At 69.6% G+C, this 25,239-nt stretch carries 28 protein-coding genes; 21 read left to right on the forward strand and 7 right to left on the reverse strand.

Annotation, left to right across the window (positions count from 1 at the left end; genetic code table 11):
• Positions 1-10: 10 nt before the first annotated feature.
• The 18 genes from V4Y03_RS23640 (at position 11) to V4Y03_RS23725 (ending at position 16,319) form a co-directional block, all read left to right on the forward strand.
• Entirely contained in the window at positions 11-1,108 is a 1,098-nt protein-coding gene (locus tag V4Y03_RS23640; protein ID WP_332436222.1) for an LCP family protein, read from the forward strand.
• Positions 1,109-1,266: 158 nt separating this feature from the next.
• Entirely contained in the window at positions 1,267-1,488 is a 222-nt protein-coding gene (gene rpmE, locus V4Y03_RS23645) for a 50S ribosomal protein L31 (protein WP_015036196.1), read from the forward strand.
• 97 nt (positions 1,489-1,585) lie between these two features.
• Positions 1,586-2,662, forward strand: a complete 1,077-nt coding sequence (gene prfA, locus V4Y03_RS23650) for a peptide chain release factor 1 (protein ID WP_317873966.1) — start codon at positions 1,586-1,588, stop codon at positions 2,660-2,662.
• A 46-nt stretch (positions 2,663-2,708) separates the two neighbouring features.
• Entirely contained in the window at positions 2,709-3,554 is an 846-nt protein-coding gene (gene prmC / locus V4Y03_RS23655; protein WP_015036198.1) for a peptide chain release factor N(5)-glutamine methyltransferase, read from the forward strand.
• 49 nt (positions 3,555-3,603) lie between these two features.
• A complete protein-coding gene (locus V4Y03_RS23660) occupies positions 3,604-4,251 on the forward strand; it encodes an L-threonylcarbamoyladenylate synthase (protein ID WP_317873967.1) in 648 nt (215 codons plus the stop codon).
• The gene (locus V4Y03_RS23665; RefSeq protein WP_317873968.1) at positions 4,248-4,895 is read left to right on the forward strand and encodes an arsenate reductase/protein-tyrosine-phosphatase family protein; all 648 of its coding nucleotides are present in this window, start codon (positions 4,248-4,250) and stop codon (positions 4,893-4,895) included. The genes V4Y03_RS23660 and V4Y03_RS23665 overlap by 4 nt, the downstream gene beginning before the upstream one ends.
• A 70-nt stretch (positions 4,896-4,965) precedes the next feature.
• Positions 4,966-6,213 carry a serine hydroxymethyltransferase gene (glyA, locus tag V4Y03_RS23670; protein WP_332436223.1) on the forward strand — a complete coding sequence of 416 codons (1,248 nt, stop codon included), beginning with the start codon at positions 4,966-4,968 and terminating at the stop codon, positions 6,211-6,213.
• A 118-nt stretch (positions 6,214-6,331) separates the two neighbouring features.
• Positions 6,332-7,648: an MraY family glycosyltransferase gene (locus tag V4Y03_RS23675; protein ID WP_317873970.1), complete on the forward strand. Its 1,317-nt coding sequence runs from the start codon at positions 6,332-6,334 to the stop codon at positions 7,646-7,648.
• A 264-nt stretch (positions 7,649-7,912) separates the two neighbouring features.
• A complete protein-coding gene (locus V4Y03_RS23680; RefSeq protein WP_332436224.1) occupies positions 7,913-8,326 on the forward strand; it encodes a hypothetical protein in 414 nt (137 codons plus the stop codon).
• A 222-nt stretch (positions 8,327-8,548) separates the two neighbouring features.
• Complete coding sequence (gene atpB / locus V4Y03_RS23685; RefSeq protein ID WP_317873971.1) at positions 8,549-9,358, forward strand: F0F1 ATP synthase subunit A; 810 nt, start codon at positions 8,549-8,551, stop codon at positions 9,356-9,358.
• Positions 9,359-9,449: 91 nt separating this feature from the next.
• Entirely contained in the window at positions 9,450-9,716 is a 267-nt protein-coding gene (gene atpE / locus V4Y03_RS23690) for an ATP synthase F0 subunit C (protein WP_317873972.1), read from the forward strand.
• Between the two features lie 41 nt (positions 9,717-9,757).
• On the forward strand, positions 9,758-10,303 hold the full coding sequence (locus tag V4Y03_RS23695; protein ID WP_056567509.1) for a F0F1 ATP synthase subunit B: 546 nt from the start codon (positions 9,758-9,760) through the stop codon (positions 10,301-10,303).
• The gene (locus tag V4Y03_RS23700) at positions 10,300-11,115 is read left to right on the forward strand and encodes a F0F1 ATP synthase subunit delta (RefSeq protein ID WP_317873973.1); all 816 of its coding nucleotides are present in this window, start codon (positions 10,300-10,302) and stop codon (positions 11,113-11,115) included. Before V4Y03_RS23695 ends, V4Y03_RS23700 begins: the two co-directional genes overlap by 4 nt.
• 149 nt (positions 11,116-11,264) lie before the next feature.
• Positions 11,265-12,863 carry a F0F1 ATP synthase subunit alpha gene (gene atpA / locus V4Y03_RS23705; protein ID WP_056567515.1) on the forward strand — a complete coding sequence of 533 codons (1,599 nt, stop codon included), beginning with the start codon at positions 11,265-11,267 and terminating at the stop codon, positions 12,861-12,863.
• 20 nt (positions 12,864-12,883) lie between these two features.
• Positions 12,884-13,801, forward strand: coding sequence for a F0F1 ATP synthase subunit gamma (locus V4Y03_RS23710; RefSeq protein WP_317873974.1), 918 nt, complete (start codon positions 12,884-12,886; stop codon positions 13,799-13,801).
• Positions 13,801-15,243 carry a F0F1 ATP synthase subunit beta gene (atpD, locus tag V4Y03_RS23715; protein WP_317873975.1) on the forward strand — a complete coding sequence of 481 codons (1,443 nt, stop codon included), beginning with the start codon at positions 13,801-13,803 and terminating at the stop codon, positions 15,241-15,243. Before V4Y03_RS23710 ends, atpD begins: the two co-directional genes overlap by 1 nt.
• Before the next feature lie 111 nt (positions 15,244-15,354).
• Positions 15,355-15,729: a F0F1 ATP synthase subunit epsilon gene (locus V4Y03_RS23720; RefSeq protein WP_317873976.1), complete on the forward strand. Its 375-nt coding sequence runs from the start codon at positions 15,355-15,357 to the stop codon at positions 15,727-15,729.
• Between the two features lie 143 nt (positions 15,730-15,872).
• Entirely contained in the window at positions 15,873-16,319 is a 447-nt protein-coding gene (locus V4Y03_RS23725) for a DUF2550 domain-containing protein (protein WP_317873977.1), read from the forward strand.
• A 59-nt stretch (positions 16,320-16,378) separates the two neighbouring features.
• Here V4Y03_RS23725 and V4Y03_RS23730 read toward each other — a convergent pair whose 3' ends face one another.
• From V4Y03_RS23730 to V4Y03_RS23740, 3 genes are all read right to left on the reverse strand, one after another.
• Positions 16,379-18,226 carry a glycosyl hydrolase family 18 protein gene (locus V4Y03_RS23730; protein WP_442809555.1) on the reverse strand — a complete coding sequence of 616 codons (1,848 nt, stop codon included), beginning with the start codon at positions 18,224-18,226 and terminating at the stop codon, positions 16,379-16,381.
• 121 nt (positions 18,227-18,347) lie between these two features.
• A complete protein-coding gene (locus tag V4Y03_RS23735; RefSeq protein WP_317873978.1) occupies positions 18,348-19,001 on the reverse strand; it encodes a response regulator transcription factor in 654 nt (217 codons plus the stop codon).
• Positions 18,998-20,230, reverse strand: coding sequence for a sensor histidine kinase (locus V4Y03_RS23740; protein WP_332436225.1), 1,233 nt, complete (start codon positions 20,228-20,230; stop codon positions 18,998-19,000). Before V4Y03_RS23740 ends, V4Y03_RS23735 begins: the two co-directional genes overlap by 4 nt.
• 152 nt (positions 20,231-20,382) lie before the next feature.
• On the opposite strand from V4Y03_RS23740, the gene V4Y03_RS23745 reads away from it, so the two are divergent.
• Positions 20,383-21,057, forward strand: a complete 675-nt coding sequence (locus V4Y03_RS23745) for a hypothetical protein (RefSeq protein ID WP_332436226.1) — start codon at positions 20,383-20,385, stop codon at positions 21,055-21,057.
• Here the strand turns inward: V4Y03_RS23745 and V4Y03_RS23750 are convergent.
• Genes V4Y03_RS23750 through V4Y03_RS23760 form a run of 3 tightly spaced genes read right to left on the reverse strand, consistent with a single transcriptional unit; the run spans position 20,977 to position 23,096 of the window.
• Positions 20,977-21,549, reverse strand: coding sequence for a cob(I)yrinic acid a,c-diamide adenosyltransferase (locus tag V4Y03_RS23750; RefSeq protein ID WP_317873981.1), 573 nt, complete (start codon positions 21,547-21,549; stop codon positions 20,977-20,979). The genes V4Y03_RS23745 and V4Y03_RS23750 overlap by 81 nt on opposite strands.
• A 13-nt stretch (positions 21,550-21,562) precedes the next feature.
• The gene (locus V4Y03_RS23755) at positions 21,563-22,312 is read right to left on the reverse strand and encodes an ABC transporter permease (protein ID WP_317873982.1); all 750 of its coding nucleotides are present in this window, start codon (positions 22,310-22,312) and stop codon (positions 21,563-21,565) included.
• Between the two features lie 10 nt (positions 22,313-22,322).
• Complete coding sequence (locus V4Y03_RS23760) at positions 22,323-23,096, reverse strand: ABC transporter ATP-binding protein (protein WP_332436227.1); 774 nt, start codon at positions 23,094-23,096, stop codon at positions 22,323-22,325.
• A gap of 88 nt (positions 23,097-23,184) precedes the next feature.
• Between V4Y03_RS23760 and V4Y03_RS23765 the strand changes: the two genes are divergently transcribed.
• On the forward strand, positions 23,185-23,823 hold the full coding sequence (locus V4Y03_RS23765; RefSeq protein WP_332436228.1) for a TetR/AcrR family transcriptional regulator: 639 nt from the start codon (positions 23,185-23,187) through the stop codon (positions 23,821-23,823).
• Here V4Y03_RS23765 and V4Y03_RS23770 read toward each other — a convergent pair.
• Positions 23,802-24,050: a hypothetical protein gene (locus tag V4Y03_RS23770; protein ID WP_332436229.1), complete on the reverse strand. Its 249-nt coding sequence runs from the start codon at positions 24,048-24,050 to the stop codon at positions 23,802-23,804. The genes V4Y03_RS23765 and V4Y03_RS23770 overlap by 22 nt on opposite strands.
• Before the next feature lie 221 nt (positions 24,051-24,271).
• On the opposite strand from V4Y03_RS23770, the gene V4Y03_RS23775 reads away from it, so the two are divergent.
• Positions 24,272-25,120, forward strand: a complete 849-nt coding sequence (locus V4Y03_RS23775) for a 3-hydroxyacyl-CoA dehydrogenase family protein (protein ID WP_317873986.1) — start codon at positions 24,272-24,274, stop codon at positions 25,118-25,120.
• Positions 25,121-25,239 lie beyond the last annotated feature (119 nt).

Raw genomic sequence — 25,239 nt, forward strand, 5'->3', positions numbered from 1 at the left:
AGGGAAGACGATGACCGAGCAGAACAAGAGCGGCCGAATAGGCGGCGCGGGAACCGGCCGCCGCCGCAAACCGCCCGCAGCGCGACGCCGCAGGACGACGATCCTGCTGTCGGCCGCCGCCGCCGTGCTCGTCCTCGGCGGCGCCGGAGCGGGGTTCGCGTACCTCAAGCTCGACGGCAACATCCAGGGCGTCGACATCAACGCCCAGCTGGGCACCGACCGCCCCGACGACACCGACAACGACTCCGTGGACATCCTCGTCCTCGGCTCCGACTCCCGCTCCGGCGACAACGGCGCCTACGGCAAGGACGAGGGCGGCGCCCGCTCCGACACCGCGATGGTCGTCCACGTCTACGAGGGCCACAAGAAGGCCAGCGTGGTCTCCATACCCCGCGACACCCTCATCGACCGGCCCACCTGCATGGACGGCAAGGGCGCCACCGTCGCCGGCGAGCAGCGGGCCATGTTCAACACCGCGTACGAGGTCGGCGGCCCCGCCTGCGCCGTCAAGACCGTCGAATCGATGTCCGGCATCCGCATGGACCACTACATCGAGGTCGACTTCACCGGCTTCAAGAAGCTCATCGACGAACTCGGCGGCGTGGAGATCACCACCACCACCGCCATCAAGGACAGCAAGAGCCACCTCGACCTCGAACCGGGTACCCACACCCTCGACGGCGAGCAGTCCCTCGGCCTCGTCCGCACCCGCAAGAGCGTCGGCGACGGCAGCGACCTCGGCCGCATCCAGCTCCAGCAGGCCTTCATGAAGGCCTTCATCGACCAGGTCAAGAGCGTCGGCGTCTTCACCAGCCCGACGAAGCTGTACGGCCTCGCCGACGCCGCCACCAAGGCCATCACGCCCGACTCCGAACTCGACTCCGTCCAGGAGCTGATGGGCTTCGCCGAGGGCCTCTCCGGCATCGGCGCCCAGAACGTCCACATGGTCACCATGCCCGTCGCGTACGACCCCCGGGACCCCAACCGCGTCGTCCCCCTCGAAGCCCAGGCCAAGCAGGTCTGGACGGCCCTGAAGAAGGACCTCCCGATCCCCGCGGCGGCCACGAAGGACACCGCCACCGGCAAGGCCGACGGCCTCGTGAAGTAGCGCCGGAAGCGCCGCCCCGAGCGGCTCAGGAATAGTTCCGGCCCGACCCCGGTTTTGGGAGATGCGGCCGGTCCTGGCAGACTGGTACGTCGGCCCCGGTTCACGTTTGCCGCAACCCGCGGAAGCGACCCGGAGCCCTCCCGAAACTAGGAGACACCTTGAAGCGCGAGATCCACCCCGAGTACGTCGAGACCCAGGTCAGCTGCACCTGTGGCGCGTCGTTCACCACCCGGAGCACGCTGACCGAGGGCACCATCCGTGCCGAGGTCTGCTCCGAGTGCCACCCGTTCTACACGGGCAAGCAGAAGATCCTCGACACCGGCGGCCGCGTCGCCCGCTTCGAGGCCCGCTTCGGCAAGGCCGCCGGCTCCGCCAAGTAGCGAGCCCCTGCGCCGGTCCTCGGTCGCCCCGCGCGGGTGGCCGGGACCGGCGCTTTGCCGTCCCCGTAGCAACTGACGAAAAACCCAGGAGCCCCCGATGTTCGAGGCGGTCGAGGAACTGGTCGGCGAGCACGCCGACCTGGAGACGAAGCTCGCGGACCCTTCGGTCCACGCCGATCAGGCGAACGCGCGCAAGCTCAACAAGCGCTACGCCGAGCTGACCCCGATCGTCGCCACCTACCGGGCCTGGAAGCAGACCGGTGACGACATCGAGACCGCCCGCGAGTTCGCGCACGACGACCCCGACTTCGCCGCCGAGGTCAAGCTGCTGGAGAAGGACCGGGAGGGGCTCACCGAGAAGCTCCGCCTGCTCCTCGTCCCGCGCGACCCGAGCGACGACAAGGACGTCATCCTGGAGATCAAGGCGGGCGCGGGCGGCGACGAGTCTGCCCTCTTCGCCGGCGACCTCCTCCGCATGTACCTCCGGTACGCCGAGCGCGTCGGCTGGAAGACCGAGATCATCGACGCCACCGAGTCCGAGCTGGGCGGCTACAAGGACGTCCAGGTCGCCGTGAAGACCAAGGGCGGCAACGGCGCCACCGAGCCCGGCCAGGGCGTCTGGGCCCGCCTCAAGTACGAGGGCGGCGTGCACCGCGTGCAGCGCGTGCCCGCGACCGAGTCCGCCGGCCGCATCCACACCTCCGCCGCCGGCGTGCTCGTCACGCCCGAGGCCGAGGAGGTCGAGGTCGAGGTCCACGCCAACGACCTGCGCATCGACGTCTACCGCTCGTCCGGACCCGGCGGCCAGTCGGTCAACACCACCGACTCCGCGGTCCGCATCACCCACCTGCCGACCGGCATCGTCGCCTCCTGCCAGAACGAGAAGAGCCAGCTCCAGAACAAGGAGCAGGCCATGCGCATCCTGCGCTCCCGGCTGCTCGCCGCCGCGCAGGAGGAGGCCGAGTCCAAGGCCGCCGACGCCCGCCGCAGCCAGGTCCGCACGGTCGACCGCTCCGAGAAGATCCGCACGTACAACTTCCCGGAGAACCGCATCTCCGACCACCGCGTCGGCTTCAAGGCGTACAACCTGGACCAGGTGCTCGACGGCGAGCTCGACCCCATGATCCAGGCCTGCGTCGACGCCGACTCGGCCGCCAAGCTCGCCGCGGCGTAAGTGGCGTAAGTTCCGTAAGCCCCACCCCGCACCACGGAGGACCAGCGTGAACCTGCTGCTTGCCGAGGTGGCCCAGGCCACCCAGCGGCTGGCCGACGCCGGCGTTCCCTCACCGCGTTTCGACGCGGAGGAGCTCGCCGCGTTCGTGCACGGCGTCAAGCGGGGGGAGCTGCACAACGTCAAGGACGCCGACTTCGACGCCCGCTACTGGGAGACCGTCGCCCGCCGCGAGGCCCGCGAACCGCTCCAGCACATCACCGGGCGGGCGTTCTTCCGCTACCTGGAGCTCCAGGTCGGACCCGGCGTCTTCGTGCCCCGGCCGGAGACCGAGTCGGTCGTCGGCTGGGCGATAGACGCCGTACGCGCCATGGACGTCGTCGAACCCCTCATCGTCGACCTCTGCACCGGCTCCGGGGCCATCGCCCTCGCCATGGCCCAGGAGGTTCCGCGCTCGCGCGTGCACGCCGTCGAACTCTCCGACGACGCCCTCGTGTGGACCCGGAAGAACGCCGAGGGCTCCCGGGTCACCGTCCACCAGGGCGACGCGCTCAGCGCGCTCCCCGAGCTGGACGGCCAGGTCGACCTGGTCATCTCCAACCCGCCGTACATCCCGCTCACCGAATGGGAGTACGTCGCACCCGAGGCCCGCGACCACGACCCGGAGATGGCCCTCTTCTCCGGCGAGGACGGCCTCGACACCATCCGCGGCATCGAGCGCACCGCCCACCGGCTGCTCCGCCCCGGCGGCCTCGTCGTCATCGAGCACGCCGACACCCAGGGCGGGCAGGTGCCGTGGATCTTCAACGAAGAGGCCGGCTGGGCCGACGCCGCCGACCACCCGGACCTGAACAACCGGCCGCGCTTCGCGACCGCCCGCAAGGCAATGCCATGACCGCCATGACCGACATGGCGAACCACGCGAACGAGGAGGCCGGGAACTGATGGCACGGCGATACGACTGCAACGAGGCGACCGACCGTGTGACCGGCCTGCGCGAAGCCGCGTCCGCCGTCCGCCGGGGCGAGCTCGTCGTGCTGCCCACCGACACCGTGTACGGGATCGGCGCGGACGCCTTCAGCAGCGAGGCCGTCGCGGACCTGCTTGCCGCCAAGGGCCGGGGCCGCAACATGCCCACGCCCGTGCTCATCGGCTCCCCGAACACCCTCCACGGCCTCGTCACGGACTTCTCCGAGCAGGCCTGGGAACTCGTCGACGCCTTCTGGCCCGGGGCGCTCACCCTCGTCGCCAGGCACCAGCCGTCCCTCCAGTGGGACCTCGGCGACACCCGGGGCACCGTCGCCATCCGCATGCCGCTGCACCCCGTCGCGATCGAGCTGCTCACCGAGGTCGGCCCGATGGCCGTCTCCTCGGCGAACCTCACCGGACACCCGGCGCCGGAGGACTGCGACGCGGCGCAGGGCATGCTCGGCGACTCCGTCTCCGTCTACCTCGACGGCGGACCCACGCCCGGGATCGTCCCCTCGTCCATCGTCGACGTCACGGGCAAGGTCCCGGTGCTGCTGCGCGAGGGAGCACTGTCGCCGGAGGAGCTCCGGAAGGTCGTACCCGACCTCGAGGTGGCACATTGACCGCCCCTGAGGGGCGTGGCATAGCGGGGTTCGAAGACAGCACCACCTTCCGCATCCTCCACGTCAGCACCGGCAACGTCTGCCGCTCGCCGATCACCGAGCGGCTGACCCGCCATGCCCTGAGCGACCGCCTCGGCGATCCCCTCGGCGGCGGCCTGATCGTGGAGAGCGCGGGCACCTGGGGCCACGAGGGCGCCCCGATGGAGGCCAACGCGGAACTGGTCCTCGCCGACTTCGGCGCGGACTACAGCGGCTTCGTGGGGCGTGAGCTCCTCGACGAGCACGTCATCCGCGCGGACCTCGTCCTGACGGCGACCCGCGACCACCGGGCGCAGGTCATCTCCATGGGCCACTCGGCGGGCCTGCGCACCTTCACCCTGAAGGAGTTCACCCGCCTGGTCCGCGCGATCGACCCGGCCACCCTCCCGGACGCCCACGACGAGGGCATGGTGGAACGCGCCCGCTCCCTGGTCCGCGCGGCAGCGGCTCTACGCGGGTGGCTCCTCGCCCCCTCGGTGGACGCGGACGAGGTCAACGACCCGTACGGCGCCCCGATCACGTTCTTCCGCTCGATCGGCGACGAGATCAACCAGGCGCTGGATCCCGTGGTGACGGCGCTGACGGGCGTTTCGGCGCGGGACTGACGCTCAGCGGGCGGGTGGGGGCGGCGCTGCCTACATTGGTGCTGACATCCCTCCACGCCCGGAGTCAGCCATGCCGGTCACCGCTCCCCCCGAAGTGGGTCTCGACGTCCTGCGCCGGCAGGATCCCGAGATCGCCGACGTGCTGCTCGGTGAGGTGCGCCGGCAGGCCGACAGTCTGCAGCTGATCGCCGCCGAGAACTTCACCTCGCCCGCCGTCCTCGCCGCGCTCGGTTCCCCCCTCGCCAACAAGTACGCCGAGGGCTATCCCGGTGCCCGGCACCACGGCGGCTGCGAGTACGTCGACGCCGCCGAGCGGATCGCCGTGGAACGGGCCACCGCGCTCTTCGGAGCCGACCACGCGAACGTCCAGGCCCACTCGGGCTCCTCGGCCGTCCTGGCGGCGTACGCGGCCCTTCTCAGGCCCGGTGACACGGTTCTCGCCATGGGGCTCGAACACGGCGGGCATCTCACCCACGGTTCGCCCGCCAACTTCTCCGGCCGCTGGTTCGACTTCGTCCCGTACGGCGTCGACGCCGAGAGCGGGCTCGTCGACTACGAGCAGGTCGCCGCCCTCGCCCGGCACCACCGTCCGAAGGCGATCGTCTGCGGCTCCATCTCGTACCCCCGCCACCTCGACTACGCCGTCTTCCGGGAGATCGCCGACGAGGTCGGCGCCTATCTGATCGCGGACGCGGCCCACCCCATCGGCCTGGTCGCCGGGGGAGCGGCCCCGAACCCCGTCCCGTACGCCGACGTGGTCTGCGCGACCACGCACAAGGTGCTGCGCGGTCCGCGCGGCGGACTGATCCTCTGCGGCGACGACCTCGCGGGGCGGATCGACCGCGCGGTGTTCCCGTTCACCCAGGGCGGCGCCCAGATGCACACGATCGCGGCGAAGGCGGTGGCGTTCGGCGAGGCCTCCACCCCGGCGTTCACCGCGTACGCCCATCAGGTGGTCGAGCACGCCCGGGCCCTCGCCGCCGCCCTCGCCGCCGAGGGCTTCGCGCTGACGACCGGCGGCACCGACACCCACCTCATCACCGCCGACCCAGGACCCCTCGGCATCGACGGCCGCACCGCCCGCGCCCGGCTGGCCGCCGCCGGTGTGGTGCTCGACACCTGCGCCCTGCCGTACGGGGTGGGGCGCGGGATCCGGCTGGGCACGGCCGCCGTGACGACGCAGGGCATGGGCTCCCCGGAGATGGCCGGGATCGCCGGGCTGTTCACCGCCGCGCTGCGCGACGACGCCGCGGAGACCGCCAGGGTGCGGGCGGAGGTAAGGGCACTGACCGGGCGATTTCCCCCGTATGGACCCTGAGGGAAGACCCGGGAAAGTCGCTGTGCAACCGTTCGGACGGCCCGCGTGTCTCCAAGCACATGGACGGCACGGCTAGGGTGTGGGGCTGAGATGGCCAGCGATTCCTGTGGGGCAGCCCGTGCGTGATTACCTGCTGACGCTCTGTGTCACGGCCGCGGTGACGTACCTGCTCACCGGTCCGGTGAGGAAGTTCGCCATCGCGACCGGGGCGATGCCGGAGATCCGCGCCCGCGACGTACACCGAGAACCGACTCCGCGGCTCGGTGGCATCGCCATGTTCTTCGGGCTGTGCGCGGGTCTGCTCGTCGCCGACCACCTGCAGAACCTGAACAGCGTCTTCGAGCTCTCCAACGAGCCGCGGGCCCTGCTCTCCGGTGCCGCCCTGATCTGGCTGATCGGCGTCCTGGACGACAAGTTCGAGCTGGACGCGCTGATCAAGCTGGGCGCCCAGATGATCTCGGCGGGCGTGATGGTCGCGCAGGGTCTGACGATCCTGTGGCTGCCGATCCCCGGCGTCGGCGTCGTCTCGCTGACCCCCGGGCAGGGCACGCTCCTGACCGTGGCGCTGGTGGTCGTGACCATCAACGCGGTCAACTTCGTCGACGGTCTCGACGGTCTCGCCGCCGGCATGGTCTGCATCGCCGCCGCCGCCTTCTTCCTGTACGCGTACCGCCTCTGGTACGGCTACACGATCGAGGCCGCCGCCCCCGCGACGCTCTTCACCGTGATCCTGATGGGCATGTGCCTGGGCTTCCTGCCGCACAACATGCACCCGGCGCGGATCTTCATGGGCGACTCGGGCTCGATGCTGATCGGTCTGATCCTGGCGGCCTCCGCGATCTCGATCACCGGCCAGGTCGACCCGGACGCGCTGAAGATCTTCGAGGGTTCGACCCGGCAGGCCACCCACGCCGCCCTGCCGGTCTTCATCCCGCTGGTGCTGCCGCTGACGATCATCGCGATCCCGATGGCGGACCTGGTCCTGGCGATCGTGCGCCGTACGTGGAAGGGCCAGTCGCCGTTCGCGGCCGACCGCGGGCACCTGCACCACCGGCTCCTGGAGATCGGGCACTCGCACAGCCGCGCGGTCCTGATCATGTACTTCTGGTCGGCGCTGATCGCCTTCGGGACGCTGGCGTACTCGGTGCACTCGGCGTCGATGTGGATCGTGCTGTGCGTGGTCGCGCTGAGCGCGATCGGTCTGGTGCTGCTCCTGCTGCCGCGCTTCACGCCGCGGGCGCCCCGCTGGGCGCAGTCGGTCGTGCCGCCCCGCTACCGCCGCCGTACCCCGGTCCCCGTCGTGGCGGAGCCCGCTCCGGAGCCCGCGGAGGGCGCGGAGGAACGCGTTCCGGTGCCGGCCGGCCTCCACGGGTCCACGGCCATCGGCAACCGCGCGCGCTTCACCGACCGGAGGAAGGCCGGAACGCCAAGTTGACGAATGGCCGCATTGGCGGCCATTACCAGACAAGGCGCCGCCCTGTCGTGCACACACGCGCGGGGTAACTCTCATGTGTGATGGTTGGCACACCTTATGGGTAAAGACCTATTCAAATAGTTTGTGATACGGTTCACGAGACCCGGCGACAGTGCCGAAAGACCGTAGTGCGACGGTCCGTTGGCCCCGAGACCCACCTCGGACCGGGCTTACGCTCGTCCATGACGACACCATCGCCCCCTCCATCACTGCGGAGACACCGCCATGCCGTCCAACGACGCACGCATCCTCTTGCACACCGCTGTTCCCACCGCTGTCGTCGGCGTTCTCGCCACGGTCATCAGCGGCGTGATCGCGGGTGGCAAGGGAGCTGTCGGTGCCGTTGTCGGCACCCTGGTCGTGATCCTCTTCATGGGGATCGGGCAGGTGGTCCTGCAGCGGACGGCGAAGTCGCTTCCGCACCTCTTCCAGGCCATGGGGCTCATGCTCTACACGGCCCAGTTGCTGGTGCTCTTCATCTTCCTGGCCTTGCTCAAGAACACGACGCTGTTCGACTTCAAGGCCTTCGCCTTCACGCTGCTCGCGACGACCGTGGTGTGGGTTGCCGCACAGGCTCGGGCCTACATGAAGGCCAAGATCACGTACATCGACCCCGGAAACACGGGGTCGAAGTCGTGAAGGGTAGGGCCGGGATAAAGCCGCGTTCGGCTTCCTGCTATCGTCCGGTGCCAACTGCGGCACTGCGGGCGCGGGCATCCGAGACGCCTGTCCCAGCGCGAGGCTCGATGCCGAACCGCCGCCCCCTTATCCGTAAGACCAGTCCAGTGCCGACCCGCGGCTGCGTGCCGCGCCGACACAACGAGGTTGCCGTACCTATGCGCCACGCTGAAGGAGCCCGCGGTGAGTGCTGACCAGACGCTTGCCTTCGACCCGGATTGCCACATCTTCAGTGGATGCGGCTTCCCGGCGCCGGGCCTGCACACGTTCATGTACGAGCCCATGTTCACCGTGGGCGGTATCGACTTCACCAAGCCGATGCTGCTGGCGATCCTGGGTTCGATCGTGGTCGTCGGGTTCTTCTGGGCCGCCTTCAACAAGCCCAAGCTGATCCCCGGCAAGATGCAGATGGTCGGCGAGGCCGGTTACGACTTCGTGCGCCGCGGCATCGTCTACGAGATCATCGGCAAGAAGGACGGCGAGAAGTACGTCCCGCTGATGGTGTCGCTGTTCTTCTTCGTGTGGATGCTCAACCTCTGGTCGATCATCCCGCTCGCCCAGTTCCCGGTCACCTCCCTGATCGCCTTCCCGGCCGGTCTCGCGCTGATCGTGTACGTCCTCTGGGTCTCGCTGACCTTCAAGAAGCACGGCTTCGTCGGCGGCTGGAAGAACATCGTCGGCTACGACAAGTCGCTCGGCGCGATCCTTCCGATGGTCATGGTCCTCGAGTTCTTCTCGAACCTGCTCATCCGGCCCTTCACGCACGCGGTGCGACTGTTCGCGAACATGTTCGCCGGTCACCTGCTGATCGTGATGTTCTCGCTGGCCACCTGGTACCTCATGAACGGCCTGGGCTTCGTCTACGCCGGCGCCTCGTTCGTGATGGTCCTCGTGATGACGGCCTTCGAGCTCTTCATCCAGGCTGTCCAGGCGTACGTCTTCGTCCTCCTGGCCTGCAGCTACGTCCAGGGCGCGCTCGCCGAGCACCACTGAGCCGTACCGGCCCCGTAGCTCCACCCCCGAATCCATCAGTCGTCCGGTGGCCAACCCCCATCGGGTCATTGAAAGAGAAGGAAGTAACGGCATGTCCGCTGCTCTCGACATGATCAACCTCGCCGCCGACGGTGGCAGCGCCAAGACCAACGTCGTCGGCAACGTCGCCTCGATCGGTTACGGCCTCGCCGCGATCGGCCCCGGCGTCGGCGTCGGCATCATCTTCGGTAACGGTACGCAGGCCCTCGCCCGCCAGCCCGAGGCCGCCGGTCTGATCCGCACCAACCAGATCATGGGCTTCGCCTTCTGTGAGGCGCTCGCCCTCATCGGCATCGTCATGGGCTTCGTCTACCAGTAAGCCGGACCGACTGCCCGATTCTTTTTACGGAAGGCACTGATGTGAACGCTCTGCTTCTTGCGGCAGCGGAGGAGCCCCAGCCTCCTCTGATTCCGCATCTCGACGAGCTCGTCATCGGCCTGATCGCCTTCGTCATCGTCTTCGGCTTCCTCGCCAAGAAGCTCCTCCCGAACATCAACAAGGTTCTGGAGCAGCGTCGCGAGGCCATCGAGGGTGGCATCGAGAAGGCCGAGTCGGCCCAGATCGAGGCTCAGAGTGTGCTGGAGCAGTACAAGGCCCAGCTCGCCGAGGCCCGCCACGAGGCCGCGCGTCTTCGCCAGGAGGCGACGGAGCAGGGCACCGCGATCATCCAGGAGATGAAGGCGGAAGGCCAGCGCCAGCGCGAGGAGATCATCGCGGCCGGCCACACGCAGATCGAGGCCGACCGCAAGGCCGCGTCCGCTTCGCTGCGTCAGGACGTGGGCAAGCTCGCCACCGACCTGGCCGGCAAGCTGGTCGGCGAGTCCCTCGAGGACTCCGCCCGCCAGAGCCGGACGATCGACCGCTTCCTCGACGAGCTCGAGGAGAAGGCCGAGGCCGTCCGATGAACGGAGCGAGCCGCGAGGCACTGGCCGCAGGACGTGAGTCCCTCGACGCGCTGACCGACAACACGTCGGTCGACGCGGCGAAGCTCGCGGTCGAGCTGGCCGCAGTCACCACGCTGCTCGACCGCGAGGTGTCGCTGCGCCGGGTCCTGACCGACCCCGCGCAGTCGGGTGAGGCAAAGGCCGAGCTCGCGCAGCGACTCCTGAGCGGTCAGGTGGGTGGCGAAGCCGTCGACCTGGTGTCCGGCATGGTGCGTTCCCGCTGGTCGCGTTCGCGTGACCTGGTCGACGCGGCCGAGGAACTGGCGAACACCGCCGACCTCACCGCGGCGCAGAAGGCGGGCGCCCTCGACGACGTCGAGGACGAACTGTTCCGCTTCGGCCGGATCGTGTCCTCCAGCCCCGAGCTCCGCTCGGCGCTGACGGACAAGGCCGCCACGGCCACCGCCAAGGGCGCGCTGCTCCGCAGCCTGCTCGGCGGCAAGGCCGACCCGGCCACCGAGCGCCTGGTCGTCCGTCTGGTGACCCAGCCCCGGGGACGTAGCCTGGAAGCGGGACTCGAGTCCCTCTCCAAGCTCGCCGCGGCGCGCCGGAACCGGATGGTCGCCGTCGTCACCACGGCGGTGCCGCTGTCGGACCAGCAGAAGCAGCGCCTCGGTGCCGTACTGGCCAAGCTGTACGGCCGCGAGATGCACCTGAACCTGGACGTGGACCCCTCGGTCCTCGGCGGGATCACGGTGCAGGTCGGCGACGAGGTCATCAACGGCTCGATCGCGGAGCGCCTCGACGAGGCGACCCGCCGACTGGCCGGCTGACGACCGTCACCAGCAGCACAAGGCATCACAGCAACACAGCATCACCAGCGGCCCGGTTGGGCCGTGCAGAGATTGCAGAAGATTCCTGGGGGTCGGCCCCCAGACCCCTTAAGAAACTTCGGGCCCAACAAGGAGAGCAGGGAACCCAGATGGCGGAGCTCACGATCCGGCCGGAGGAGATCCGGGACGCACTGGAGAACTTCGTCCAGTCGTACCAGCCGGACGCGGCCTCGCGCGAGGAGGTCGGCACGGTCAGCCTGGCCGGTGACGGTATCGCGAAGATCGAGGGACTTCCCTCGGCCATGGCGAACGAGCTGCTGAAGTTCGAGGACGGGACCCTGGGTCTCGCGCTGAACCTCGAAGAGCGCGAGATCGGTGCGATCGTCCTCGGCGAGTTCAGCGGCATCGAGGAGGGTCAGCCGGTGCAGCGCACCGGTGAGGTCCTCTCCGTCGGTGTCGGTGAGGGTTACCTGGGTCGCGTCGTCGACCCGCTCGGCAACCCGATCGACGGTCTCGGCGAGATCGCGACCGAGGGCCGCCGCGCCCTCGAGCTGCAGGCCCCGGGCGTTATGGCCCGTAAGTCGGTGCACGAGCCGATGGAGACCGGCTACAAGGCCGTCGACGCCATGACGCCGGTCGGCCGTGGTCAGCGTCAGCTGATCATCGGTGACCGTCAGACCGGCAAGACCGCTCTGTGTGTCGACACGATCATCAACCAGCGCGACAACTGGCGCTCGGGCGACGTGAACAAGCAGGTCCGCTGCATCTACGTCGCCGTCGGCCAGAAGGGCTCGACCATCGCGTCCGTTCGCGGCGCCCTGGAAGAGGCCGGTGCGCTCGAGTACACGACGATCGTCGCCGCCCCGGCGTCCGACCCGGCCGGCTTCAAGTACCTGGCGCCGTACACCGGTTCCGCCATCGGTCAGCACTGGATGTACCAGGGCAAGCACGTCCTGATCGTCTTCGACGACCTGTCGAAGCAGGCCGACGCCTACCGCGCCGTGTCCCTGCTGCTGCGCCGCCCGCCGGGCCGTGAGGCCTACCCGGGTGACGTCTTCTACCTGCACTCGCGTCTCCTCGAGCGCTGCGCGAAGCTCTCGGACGAGCTGGGTGCCGGTTCGATGACCGGTCTTCCGATCGTCGAGACCAAGGCGAACGACGTGTCGGCGTTCATCCCGACCAACGTCATCTCCATCACCGACGGCCAGTGCTTCCTGGAGTCCGACCTGTTCAACGCCGGCCAGCGTCCGGCTCTGAACGTCGGTATCTCGGTCTCGCGTGTCGGTGGCTCCGCCCAGCACAAGGCGATGAAGCAGATCTCCGGCCGCCTCCGCGTGGACCTGGCCCAGTTCCGTGAGCTGGAGGCGTTCGCCGCCTTCGGTTCCGACCTGGACGCCGCCTCCAAGGCGCAGCTGGAGCGTGGACAGCGCATGGTCGAGCTGCTCAAGCAGGCTCAGTACCAGCCGATGCCCACCGAGAACCAGGTCGTCTCCGTCTGGGCCGGTACCACCGGCAAGATGGACGACGTTCCGGTCGCCGACATCCGCCGCTTCGAGGCCGAGCTCCTGGCGTACCTGCGCCAGAGCCACTCCGGCCTCATGACCTCCATCCGTGAGGGCGGCAAGATGTCCGACGACACCCTGCAGGCCGTGGGCGACGCCATCGCGGAGTTCAAGAAGCAGTTCGAGACCTCTGACGGCAAGCTGCTGGGCGAGGACGCTCCTGCCGCCGTCAACGTCTCGAAGTGACGACGGAAGGGACCTGACTCATGGGAGCGCAGCTCCGGGTCTACAAGCGTCGCATCAAATCCGTCACCGCGACGAAGAAGATCACCAAGGCGATGGAGATGATCGCCGCCTCGCGTGTCGTCAAGGCGCAGCGCAAGGTGCAGGCGTCCACGCCGTACGCGACCGAGCTGACGCGTGCGGTCACGGCGGTGGCCACGGGTGCGAACGACAAGCACCCGCTGACCACCGAGGCGGAGAACCCGATCCGTGCCGCGGTTCTGCTTCTTTCGAGCGACCGCGGTCTGGCCGGCGCCTTCAACTCCAACGCCATCAAGGCCGCGGAGAAGCTGACGGCGAAGCTTGAGCGCGAGGGTCGTGAGGTCGCGATCTACGTCGTCGGCCGTCGTGGCATCGCGCACTACAACTTCCGCGAGCGGAAGCTGGCCGGCACGTGGACCGGGTTCACGGACCAGCCGTCGTACGGCGACGCCAAGACGATCGCGGCTCCGCTGATCGAGGCGATCGAGAAGGACACGGCGGAGGGTGGTGTGGACGAGCTCCACATCGTCTACACCGAGTTCGTCTCGATGATGACGCAGACGGCGGTCGAGGCCCGGCTGCTGCCCCTCAGCCTCGACGAGGTGGCGAAGGAGGCGGGCGACTCGGACACGCTTCGTCCGCTGTACGACTTCGAGCCGTCGGCGGAGGACGTCCTCGACGCCCTGCTGCCGCGGTACGTCGAGAGCCGGATCTACAACGCGCTGCTCCAGTCGGCTGCTTCCAAGCACGCCGCCACGCGACGCGCGATGAAGTCGGCGACCGACAACGCGGGAGACTTGATCAACAACCTCTCCCGACTTGCCAACGCGGCCCGCCAGGCCGAAATCACCCAGGAAATCAGCGAGATCGTCGGTGGCACCGCAGCCCTGGCCGACGCGACCGCGGGGAGTGACAAGTAATGACGACCACTGTTGAGACGGCCGCCGCCACGGGCCGCGTCGCCCGGGTCATCGGCCCGGTCGTCGACGTGGAGTTCCCCGTCGACGCGATGCCGGCGATCTACAACGCCCTGCACGTCGAGGTCATGGACCCGACCGAGGAGGGCGCGACCAAGACGCTGACCCTCGAGGTCGCCCAGCACCTCGGTGACGGCGTTGTCCGCGCCATCTCCATGCAGCCCACCGACGGCCTGGTCCGCCAGGCCGCGGTGACCGACACCGGCACGGGCATCACCGTTCCCGTCGGTGACGTCACCAAGGGCCGTGTGTTCAACACGCTGGGCCAGGTGCTGAACGCCGACGAGTCCACCGTGGCCGACGCGCCGCGCTGGACGATCCACCGCAAGGCCCCGGCCTTCGACCAGCTCGAGTCCAAGACCGAGATGTTCGAGACCGGCCTGAAGGTCGTCGACCTTCTCACCCCGTACGTCAAGGGTGGAAAGATCGGTCTGTTCGGTGGTGCCGGTGTCGGCAAGACCGTTCTGATCCAGGAAATGATCGTCCGTGTGGCCAAGCTGCACGACGGTGTGTCGGTCTTCGCGGGCGTCGGCGAGCGCACCCGTGAGGGCAACGACCTCATGGTGGAGATGGAGGAGGCCGGCGTTCTGGACAAGACCGCGCTGGTCTTCGGCCAGATGGACGAGCCCCCGGGCACCCGTCTCCGCGTGGCCCTCGCCGGTCTGACCATGGCGGAGTACTTCCGCGATGTGCAGAAGCAGGACGTGCTGTTCTTCATCGACAACATCTTCCGCTTCACCCAGGCCGGTTCCGAGGTGTCGACCCTGCTCGGCCGTATGCCCTCCGCCGTGGGTTACCAGCCGAACCTGGCCGACGAGATGGGTCTCCTCCAGGAGCGCATCACCTCGACCCGTGGTCACTCGATCACCTCGATGCAGGCGATCTACGTCCCCGCGGACGACCTGACCGACCCGGCTCCGGCCACCACCTTCGCCCACCTCGACGCGACGACGGTTCTCTCCCGTCCGATCTCCGAGAAGGGCATCTACCCGGCCGTGGACCCGCTGGACTCCACGTCCCGGATCCTGGACCCGCGCTACATCGCGCAGGACCACTACGACGCCGCCACGCGCGTCAAGGGAATCCTGCAGAAGTACAAGGACCTCCAGGACATCATCGCGATCCTCGGTATCGACGAGCTGAGCGAGGAGGACAAGCTCGTTGTCCACCGCGCCCGCCGTGTCGAGCGCTTCCTGTCCCAGAACACCCACGCGGCGAAGCAGTTCACCGGTGTGGACGGTTCGGACGTTCCGCTCGACGAGTCGATCTCCGCGTTCAACGCGATCTGCGACGGTGAGTACGACCACTTCCCCGAGCAGGCGTTCTTCATGTGCGGTGGCATCGAGGACCTCAAGAACAACGCCAAGGAACTCGGCGTCTCCTGAGCCCCGTGCTCCCGAGGGGGGCGGGATCCTGTCCCGCTCCCCTCACCACGCCCCTTAGAATTGACCCCAACACCCGGCACGACCGCCGGGTGGTGACCCGAGGAGCCACCCTTGGCTGCTGAGCTGCACGTCGAGCTGGTCGCCGCGGACCGGAGTGTCTGGTCCGGCGAGGCCACCCTGGTCATCGCGCGTACCACCTCCGGCGACATCGGCGTCATGCCCGGCCACCAGCCGCTGCTCGGTGTGCTGGAGTCGGGCCCGGTGACCATCCGTACCAGTGAGGGCGCGACCGTCGTCGCCGCCGTCCACGGTGGATTCATCTCGTTCGCCGACGACAAGCTGTCTCTGCTCGCGGAGGTCTGCGAGCTGGCGGACGAGATCGACGCCCAGCGCGCCGAGCGCGCGCTGGAGCGTGCGAAGTCGGATTCGGACGCCGCCGCCGAGCGGCGCGCCGATGTACGGCTGCGCGCGGTATCGGTCCGCTGACGGTCCGCGCAGAGTAGTGCCCTCAGCCGCGGCACGGTCCGGAATTTTCCGGACCGTGCCGCGGCTGAGGCGATGCAGATGCAGGTTGTATTCGGTTCTGCCGGCGGTGCCGGCTACGGGACGCAGCGAGGAGGTCGGTGAAGATGTTCCTCGCTCTGCTCGTGTGCGGCCTGGTCGTCGCACTGGTGGTGATCGGGCTCTTCGTCTTCGGTATGCGCCGGCGGCTGATCCAGCGTGCCGGCGGCACCTTCGACTGTTCGCTGCACTGGAACGTCCCGGACGAGCCGGATCCGAGCGGCAAGGGCTGGGTGTACGGCGTCGCCCGCTACAGCGGTGACGAGATCGCCTGGTTCCGTGTCTTCTCGTACTCGCCCCGCCCCCGCCGTACCCTGGAGCGCTCGTCCATCGTGGCTCTGGAGCGCCGGATGCCGGAGGGCGAGGAGGAGCTGGCTCTCCTGTCCGAGATGGTGATCCAGCCCTGTATGTACGAGGGCGTCCGTCTGGAGCTCGCGATGAGCGAGGACGCCCGGACCGGCTTCATGGCCTGGCTGGAGGCAGCGCCTCCCGGGCAACGGGTGAATGTCGCTTAGTACGTGAGGAAGCGGGGGACGGCGTGCTGCGCCGTCCCCCGCTTCTTCGGTCGTACGGGCTAGCTCAGGCCGGTGTTGATGGCGCCGACCAGTTCGCCGTTGCCGGTGTCACCGCTGAACTCCCAGAAGAACGCGCCGCCCAGGCCCTGGTTCTTCGCCCAGCTCATCTTGGACGTGACCGTGGCCGGGGTGTCGTAGCTCCACCAGTTGCTGCCGCACTTGGCGTACGCCGTGCCCGCGACGGTTCCGGTGGCCGGGCAGGAGTTCTTCAGGACCTTGTAGTCCTCGATGCCCTGCTCGTAGGTGCCCGGCGCGGGGCCGGTCGCCGTGCCGCCGGGGGCGTCCTGGGTGACGCCGGTCCAGCCGCGCCCGTAGAAGCCGATGCCGAGCAGCAGCTTGTTGGCGGGGACGCCCTTCGCCTTGAACTTGGCGATCGCCTCGGCGGAGTTGAAGCCGGACTGCGGGATGCCGGGGTACGCGGTGAGCGGGGAGTGCGGGGCCGTCGGGCCCTGCGCCGCCCAGGCGCCGAAGAAGTCGTACGTCATGACGTTGAACCAGTTCATGTACTGCGCCCCGCCCGCGTAGTCGGCGGCGTCGATCTTGCCGCCGGCGGAGGCGTCGGCCGTGACGGCCGCGGTGATGAGGTAGTTGGCGCCGAACTTGGCGCGCATGGCCTGCATCATGTTCTTGAAGGAGGCGGCGCCGCTGGTGTCACAGGACAGGCCGCAGGCGTTCGGGTACTCCCAGTCCAGGTCGATGCCGTCGAAGACGTCGGCCCAGCGCGGGTCCTCGATCAGGTCGTAGCAGGACTGCGCGAAGGCGGCCGGGTTCTGCACGGCCTGGCCGAAGCCGCCGGACCAGGTCCAGCCGCCGAAGGACCAGAGGATCTTGATGTTCGGGTACTTCGCCTTCAGCTTGCGCAGCTGGTTGAAGTTGCCGCGCAGCGGCTGGTCCCAGGTGTCGGCGACGCCGTCGACGGACTGGTCGGCGGTGTAGGCCTTGTCGTAGTCGGCGTAGGCGTCACCGATGGTGCACTTGCCGCCCGTGACGTTGCCGAAGGCGTAGTTGATGTGGGTGATCTTGGACGCGGAGCCCGAGCTCACGATGTTCTTCACGTGGTAGTTGCGCCCGTAGACGCCCCAGTTGGTGAAGTAGCCCATCTTCACGACGTTGGGGGGCGGGGTGCCGCCGCCGCCACCGGTGGTGCGGACGGGGACCGGGCCGGCGGCGGGGCCGGTCTGGTCGATGGTGTCGCGGGCGACGACCGTGTAGCTGTAGTCGGTGCCTGCGGTGAGACCGCTGTCCGTGTAGGTGAGGCCGGTGGTGGTGGTGACCTTGGTGCCGTCGCGCAGGACGTCGTAGTTCTTGACGCCCTTGTCGTCGGTGGCCGCGGTCCAGGTGAGCTTCACCGAGGTGTCGGTGACGCCGGAGGCGACGGGGGTGCCGGGGGCCGAGGGCGGGTTGTCGCCGGGCTGGGTGCTGCCGTCGCAGGCGGCGCCGTTGATCTTGCAGCCGCTGGGGGCGCCGGAGCCGGCGCCGTTGTAGCCGAAGGAGACGGAGGCGCCGGGGGCGAGGCTGCCGTTCCAGCCGACGTTCTTGGCGGTCCAGTGGGTGCCGGAGCCGGTGACGGTGGCGTCCCAGGCGGAGGTCACGGACGTGCCGGCGGGGTAGTCCCACTCGACGGTCCAGGAGCTGATGGTGGTCGTACCGGTATTCTTTACGGTCCAGCTGGCACCGAATCCGGTGCCCCAGTCCTGGGTCTTGGTGTACGTGGCGGTGGCCGAGGTGGCGGCCTCGGCGGGGGTGGCGAGGCCGACCATGGCGGCCAGGGGCAGGATCAGGGCGGTCAGACCGGCGGCGGCCCGGTGTCTGAACCCTGTTCTGCGCGTCGGTGCTTGAGTGCTCAACGGTGCTCCTCAAGTTGCGGACGGACATGGGTGGGGGTGGTCCGTGGAGATGCGCGCGCCCCGAGAGTAGGAAGGTCTGGACCAATCGTCAAGAGGTCCAGACCAACGTTGCCGTGCGCCGTTAAACCCCCAACTCCTGTGCCAGGACCGCCGCTTGCACCCTGCTCCGTAGCGCCAGCTTGCCCAGCACCTTGCTGACGTGTGTCTTCACCGTCGCCTCCGCCATGTCGAGCCGTACCGCGATCTCCGCGTTCGACAGCCCCTGGCCCAGCGTCGAGAGCACCTCCCGCTCCCGGGGCGTCAGCGCGTCGAGCACGGCGGGATCCGTCCCCCCCGAGACCCGCACCGGACGGCCCGCCGCCGCGAACTCCGCGATCAGCCGCCGGGTCACCGCGGGCGCGATCAGCCCCTCGCCGCGCGCCACCGTCCGTACCGCCTCGATCAGCTCCCGGGCGTCCGCGTTCTTGAGCAGGAAGCCCGAGGCGCCCGCCCGCAGCGCCCCGAAGACGTACTCGTCCAGATCGAAGGTGGTCAGTACGAGGACGTCCGCGAGTCCCTCCGCGACCACGATCCCGGTCGCCGTCACCCCGTCCATCCGGGGCATCTGCACATCCATCAGGACCAGGTCCGGGCGCAGTTCGCGCGCCAGCTCCACCGCCCGCTCGCCGTCCGCCGCCTCTCCGACCACCTCGATGTCCGGCGCGCTCCCCAGGATGAGCACCAGCCCCGCCCGTACCGCGGACTGGTCCTCCGCCACCACCACCCGCACCGTCATGCCCGCTCCTCGTCGCTCGCGGCCACGGGCAGCTCCGCCCGGACCCGCCATCGTCTGTGTCCCTCGTGGTCCGTGACCGGCCCCGCCTCGAAGACGCCGTCGAGCAGCGCCACCCGCTCCCGCATCCCCACCAGACCGGCCCCCGAACCGGGAGCCGTCGGACCGGGGCGCTCCCCGTACGGACTCGTCACCTCGACCGTCAGGGCGTCGGGAGCCCGGCCGAGCAGCACCCGGACCTCGCCGGGAGCGGCGTGCTTGAGCGCGTTCGTCAGGGACTCCTGCACGATCCGGTACGCGGCCAGCTCGACCGGCGCCGGGAGGCCCGCGTCGCTCCCCCGGCCGTCGTCGAGGACCAGTACGAGACCGCTCGGCCGGGCGTTCGCCCGCGCCTGGCCGACCAGCGCGTCCAGACCGGCGAGGGTGGGCGCGGCGGCCGGCTCCTTGTCCCCGCTGCTGTCCCTGAGGAGGCCGATCAGCCGTCGCATCTCCGCCAGGCCCGCCACGCTGTTCTCCCGGATCACGGTCAGCGCCTGCCGGGTGGTGGCCGGTTCGTCGAGCGAGAGCGCGGCCGTGGAGTGGATGGCGATCGCGGAGAGGTGGTTGGCGACCATGTCGTGCAGCTCGCGCGCCATCCGGGCCCGCTCGGCCGCCACCGCCTGCACCCGGTCCATCTCGGCCAGCAGCGCCGTCTGTTCGGCCCGCAGCCGGGCGGCCTCCGCGGCCTCCCGGTGGTTGCGGACGATGGCGCCGGTCATGGCGGGCAGGAAGGAGACCATGCCCGTGATCACCCCGACGAGCAGGGCCAGCGCGTTCTGCCACCAGACGAGGAAGCCGATCGTCACCGCGACCGTGATCAGCCCGGTCGTATAGGGGACGCGGCGGGCCTGGGCGGGCGGTCCGTACACCACGGCGGCGTAGACGATGTCCGTGAACATCAGGACGGTGACCAGGTTCCCGTTGGTGAACTGGTCCGCGATGATCGCGAGCGTGCCCACGGTCAGCGCCGCCCGCGGCATCGTCCGGCGCCCGGCCTCGCAGGCGCTCATCACCGCGAGCGGCACCAGCGCCGCCCACCGCTGGTCGAAGACGCGGTCGTCGGTCGTGTACAGCCCGAAGGACCACAGGAGCAGCCCGACCGCGAGCCCCGAGAGGGCGATGAGCAGGTCGACGCGGTGCGGGCGGGGGATCGGGGTCGGGCGGGGGGTCGTCACCGGGCGGGGGAGTGTCACGCTCTCATCCAACACGGCCCGACCTGCCGGGACCTCCTCGTCCGGGCCGATCCCCGCCTCCGTCGAAGGATGTAGGCGTACGTCGTCACCGGCGACGACGAAACCCGGCCGGTCCCACGGGACGCTGGAGGGGAACCGAGAGGGGAACCGCCGTGATCGTCACGCTGATCGTCGTCTGCGAGGTCGGCTTCTGGGTCCTGCTGGCCGCCGGCCTCGCCACCCGCTATCTGCTGAAGATGCCCCGGGCGGGTATGGCCCTGCTGCTGTGCGAACCGCTCCTGGAGATCGTTCTCCTCGTCGCCACCGCGATCGACCTCAAGAACGGCGCCGACCCCAGCTGGGAGCACGGCCTCGCCGCCCTCTACATCGGCTACACCGTCGGCCACGGCCACCGCACCGTGAAGTGGCTCGACGGGCACGCGGCCCACCGTCTCGGCGGGGCGCCGCCGCCCGCGAAGCCGCCGCGCCACGGGATGGCCCGTGCCCGCCACGAGGGCGCGGTCTGGGTGGGCAGCGTGGTCGCCGCGGCCGTCGCCTCGGCACTGCTGCTCCTGGCAGCCTGGTACGTCGGCGGCGACGGGGACACCGACGGTCTCTACGGCTGGATCTTCGTCGCCTGGCGGGCGGCGGGCATCCACGGCCTGATCGCGCTCAGCTACGCGATCTGGCCGAAGAAGGCCCCGGTCGGCGAACGGGTCGGCGAGCCGCCCGTCGAGCCGCCCGCCGCGCCCGCCGGGCGTCGGACGTCAGCGGTCCCCGCCGGGGACCCAGAGCACGTCCCCGACCTCCTTGTTCGCCGTCCGGGCAAGGATGAAGAGCAGGTCTGACAGACGGTTGAGGTACGTGGCCGTCAGGGCGTTCATCGTCTCGCCGTGCACTTCGAGGGCCGCCCAGGTGGAGCGCTCCGCCCGCCGGACCACCGTGCACGCCTGGTGCAGCAGGGCCGCCCCGGGCGTGCCGCCCGGCAGGATGAAGGAGCGCAGCTTGTCGAGCTCCTCGAGGAAGAGGTCGCAGTCCGCCTCCAGCTTGTCGACGTAACCCTGCTCGACCCGGAGCGGCGGGTACTTGGGGTCCTCCACCACCGGAGTGCAGAGGTCCGCGCCCACGTCGAACAGGTCGTTCTGGACGCGGACGAGGACCTTCACGACCTCCTCGCCGAGCTGCCCGAGGGCGATCGCCGTGCCGATGGCGGCGTTCGCCTCGTTGGCGTCGGCGTAGGCCGAGATCCGCAGATCCGTCTTGGCGGTCCGGCTCATGTCGCCGAGGGCCGTGGTGCCCTGGTCGCCGGTACGGGTGTAGATGCGCGTCAGATTGACCATGGGTCCAGCCTAGTTAGGCACCGGCGCTCCGGAACGTGCGTGTGCCGACCGTCACGGCGACCGCCGTCAGTCCGAGGGCGACGAGCACCCCGTACAGCATGGCCGGGGTCGTGTAGTGGCCGATGTACGCCTCCCGGACCGCGTCCACCAGATAGCGGAACGGCATGAGGTGCGAGACCACGTCGAGCCAGCCGGGGGCGAGGGCCATCGGCAGCATCAGCCCCGAGAGCAGCATCGACGGCATCGCGAGCGTGTTGATCGCGGGGCCGAACTCCTGCGGGGTGCGCAGTTTGAGGGCCAGCGCGTACGAGAGCGAGGCGAGCGCGGCGGAGAGCAGGGCCACGAAGCCGAAGCCCATGAGGATCCCGGCGACCGGTGCCCGCAGGCCCATCGGGATCGCGACCAGGACGAGCAGGACCGCCTGGAAGACGAAGAGCGTGGCGTCCCGCAGGACCCGGCCGAGCAGCAGGGCGAGCCGGCTCACCGGGGTGACCCGCATCCGGTCCAGCACGCCCCAGTTCTTCTCCATGATGATCGAGAAGCCGGCGAACGAGGCGCCGAAGAGGCCGAGCTGCAGCAGCAGGCCGGGGACGAGGATCTGCCAGGAGTCGCCCTCGCGGCCCAGCGGGAGGCCGGTGAGCAGCGGTCCGAAGAAGAACAGGTAGAGCAGCGGCATCAGGGCGCCGAAGAAGATCTGGAACGGGGAGCGCATGGTCTGGCGGATGTAGCGCCCGAAGAGCAGCGCGGTGTCGTGGAGCAGCATCACGGGTCTCCTAGACCGCTACGGGAGTGGTGTCGACGGGGGCCGGGCCGCGGCCGGTGACGGCGAGGAAGGCCTCCTGGAGGGTGCTCACGCCGTGCGCGGCCTTGAGTCCCGCGGGGCTGTTCTCGGCGACGACCGTGCCCTTGTCCACGATCACGAGCCGGTCGGCGAGGGCGTCGGCCTCGTCGAGGTAGTGGGTGGTGAGGACGACGGTGGTGCCGTGCTCGTCGCGCAGCCGCCGCACCAGGGCCCAGAGGTCGGCGCGGCTGCCGGGGTCGAGACCGGTCGTCGGCTCGTCGAGGAAGAGGACCTCGGGGCGGTGGGTGAGCCCCATCGCGAGGTCGAGGCGGCGGCGCTGGCCGCCGGAGAGCGCCGGGGTCTTCCGTTCGAGGAGTTCGGTGAGGCCGAGGTCGGCCGCGAGCTCCTCGGTGCGTTCGTTCGCGCGCGCCCGGTCGAGGCCGTAGAGCCTGCCCTGCATGACGAGTTCGGAGCGGACGGTCTCCTGGGGGTCGAGGCCGCCGGACTGGGCGACGTACCCGATGCGCCGGCGTACGGCGGCGGGGTCCCGTACGAGGTCGTGGCCGGCGATGGTGGCGGCGCCGCCGGTGGGCGGCAGGAGCGTGGTGAGCATGCGGAGGGTGGTCGTCTTGCCGGCGCCGTTGGGGCCGAGGAGGCCGAGGATCTCGCCGGGCCGGACGGTGAGGTCGATTCCGCGGACGGCCTCCACGGGGCCGTTCTTCGTGGTGAAGGTCCGGGCGAGCCCGGCCGTACTGATGATGGGCATGGCGACTACAAAAACAGAGTCACTGTAATTTTGCAACGCATCCAAAATTTCAGGGCCACCGAAATTTCAGGGAGCCTAGGATGAGGGCATGGCCGAGGGACTCAGGGAACGCAAGAAGCGCGAGACGAAGCAGCGGATCTCCGACATCGCGACCGGGCTCTTCCTGGAGCACGGCTTCGTGACCGTGACCGTCGCGGACGTCGCCGAGGCGGCGGACGTCTCCGTCAACACCGTCTACAACTACTTCCCGGCCAAGGAGGACCTCTTCCTCGACCGGATGGACGGCGTCACCCAGCGCCTCGCCCGGATGATCCGGGGCCGCGACCGGGGCGAGTCCGCCGCCCGGGCCGTCCTGCGCGAACTCCGCCAGGACATCGGGGCGGTGTCACCCGCGTACGGGCTCATGGACGGCTTCGACGCCTTCATGAACGTCATCGAGCACGCCCCCACCCTCAAGGCCCGGCTCTTCCACGTCCAGCAGCAGGTCCACGACGCCGTCGTCGCCACGCTCCGCGAGGAGACCGGCGCGCCCGCCGAGGACCCGCTGCCGCTGCTCGTCGGCGGGCAGCTCGCCTGGATCGAGAGCACCGTCGTCGGCTACATCACCCGCGCGATGACCGACGGGGCCAGGGCGAGCACCGTCTCCCGCGAGGCCCTCGTACTCCTCGACGAGATCGAGGAGCTGCTGAGCGACAGGGTGCTCGGCTACGCGGTGCGGGAGAGCTGACGCCCGGCCACCGCCGCCGGCGCGCGGGCCGCGTCCGCCTCCGTGGGGAAGTGGCCGAACGAGATCCGGACGCTGCCCCGGACGCGCTCGGGCGGCGGACCGATCGCCCCCAGGGCGTGCGAGGGCTCCCGGGCCGAGCTGTTGCGGGCCGAGCCCGTCGGGACGGCCACGCCGGCGACCTCTGGGAGCAGCGGAGCGGGAGCGGTCCCCGGGGTGTACGGGCGCACGGCGGCAACTCCTCTCGGGCGGCGGGCGCCGGACACGTGCGCTCGACCATTTACCCCCCGAGGGTATGTGGGGACCGTGTGGGCGCCCGAACGGGGTGCCGCGGGTGTGACGTCCGTCAAAGAAGGCGTGACGCGCGTTACTTCACGGTCACATGGCGCCCGGAGACCGCTAATCTCCGCCGGAGAGCCAGAAGTGAACAGGCGTTGAGGGGTGGAACATCGTGGCCAGGAAGCTCGCCGTCATCGGGGCCGGACTCATGGGATCCGGCATCGCGCAGGTCTCGGCACAGGCGGGCTGGGACGTCGTCCTGCGGGACGTCACCGACGCCGCCCTCACCCGCGGTACGGACGGCATCAAGGCCTCGTACGACCGGTTCGTCGCCAAGGGCAGGCTTGACGCCGCCGACGCCGAGGCCGCCCTCGGCCGCATCACCGCCACCACCGACCTCGAAGCCGTCGCCGACGCGGACGTGATCGTCGAGGCCGTCTTCGAGAACCTCGACGTCAAGCACGAGATCTTCCGCTCGCTCGACAAGATCGCCAAGGACGGTGCCGTCCTCGCCTCCAACACCTCCGCGATCCCGATCACCAAGATCGCCGCGGTCACCGAGCGCCCCGAGGCCGTCGTCGGCGTCCACTTCTTCTCGCCGGTGCCGATGATGCAGCTCGTCGAGCTGGTCCGCGGCTACAAGACCAGCGACGAGACCCTCGCCACCGCCCGCGCGTTCGCCGAGTCCGTCGGCAAGACCTGCATCGTCGTCAACCGCGACGTCGCCGGCTTCGTCACCACCCGGCTCATCTCGGCCCTCGTCGTCGAGGCCGCCAAGCTCCACGAGTCGGGCGTCGCCACCGCCGAGGACATCGACATCGCCTGCAAGCTCGGCTTCGGCCACGCCATGGGCCCGCTCGCCACCGCCGACCTCACCGGCATCGACATCCTGGTGAACGCCGCCAACAACATCTACACCGAGTCCCAGGACGAGAAGTTCGCGCCGCCGGAGCTGATGCGCCGGATGGTGGACGCGGGTGACATCGGCCGCAAGAGCGGGCAGGGCTTCTACAAGTACTGAGCCGTACCCGCCACCCCGCCTCACCCCGTGGGGTGAATTTCGGTACCGGTTCGCTGACAAGGCGCAACGCTTCTGCTGTCGAGGCAGTCAGTCGTTGTGAAGACGGAGCACTCTCGGGG

Source organism: Streptomyces sp. P9-A4, from assembly GCF_036634195.1.
GTDB lineage: Bacteria > Actinomycetota > Actinomycetes > Streptomycetales > Streptomycetaceae > Streptomyces.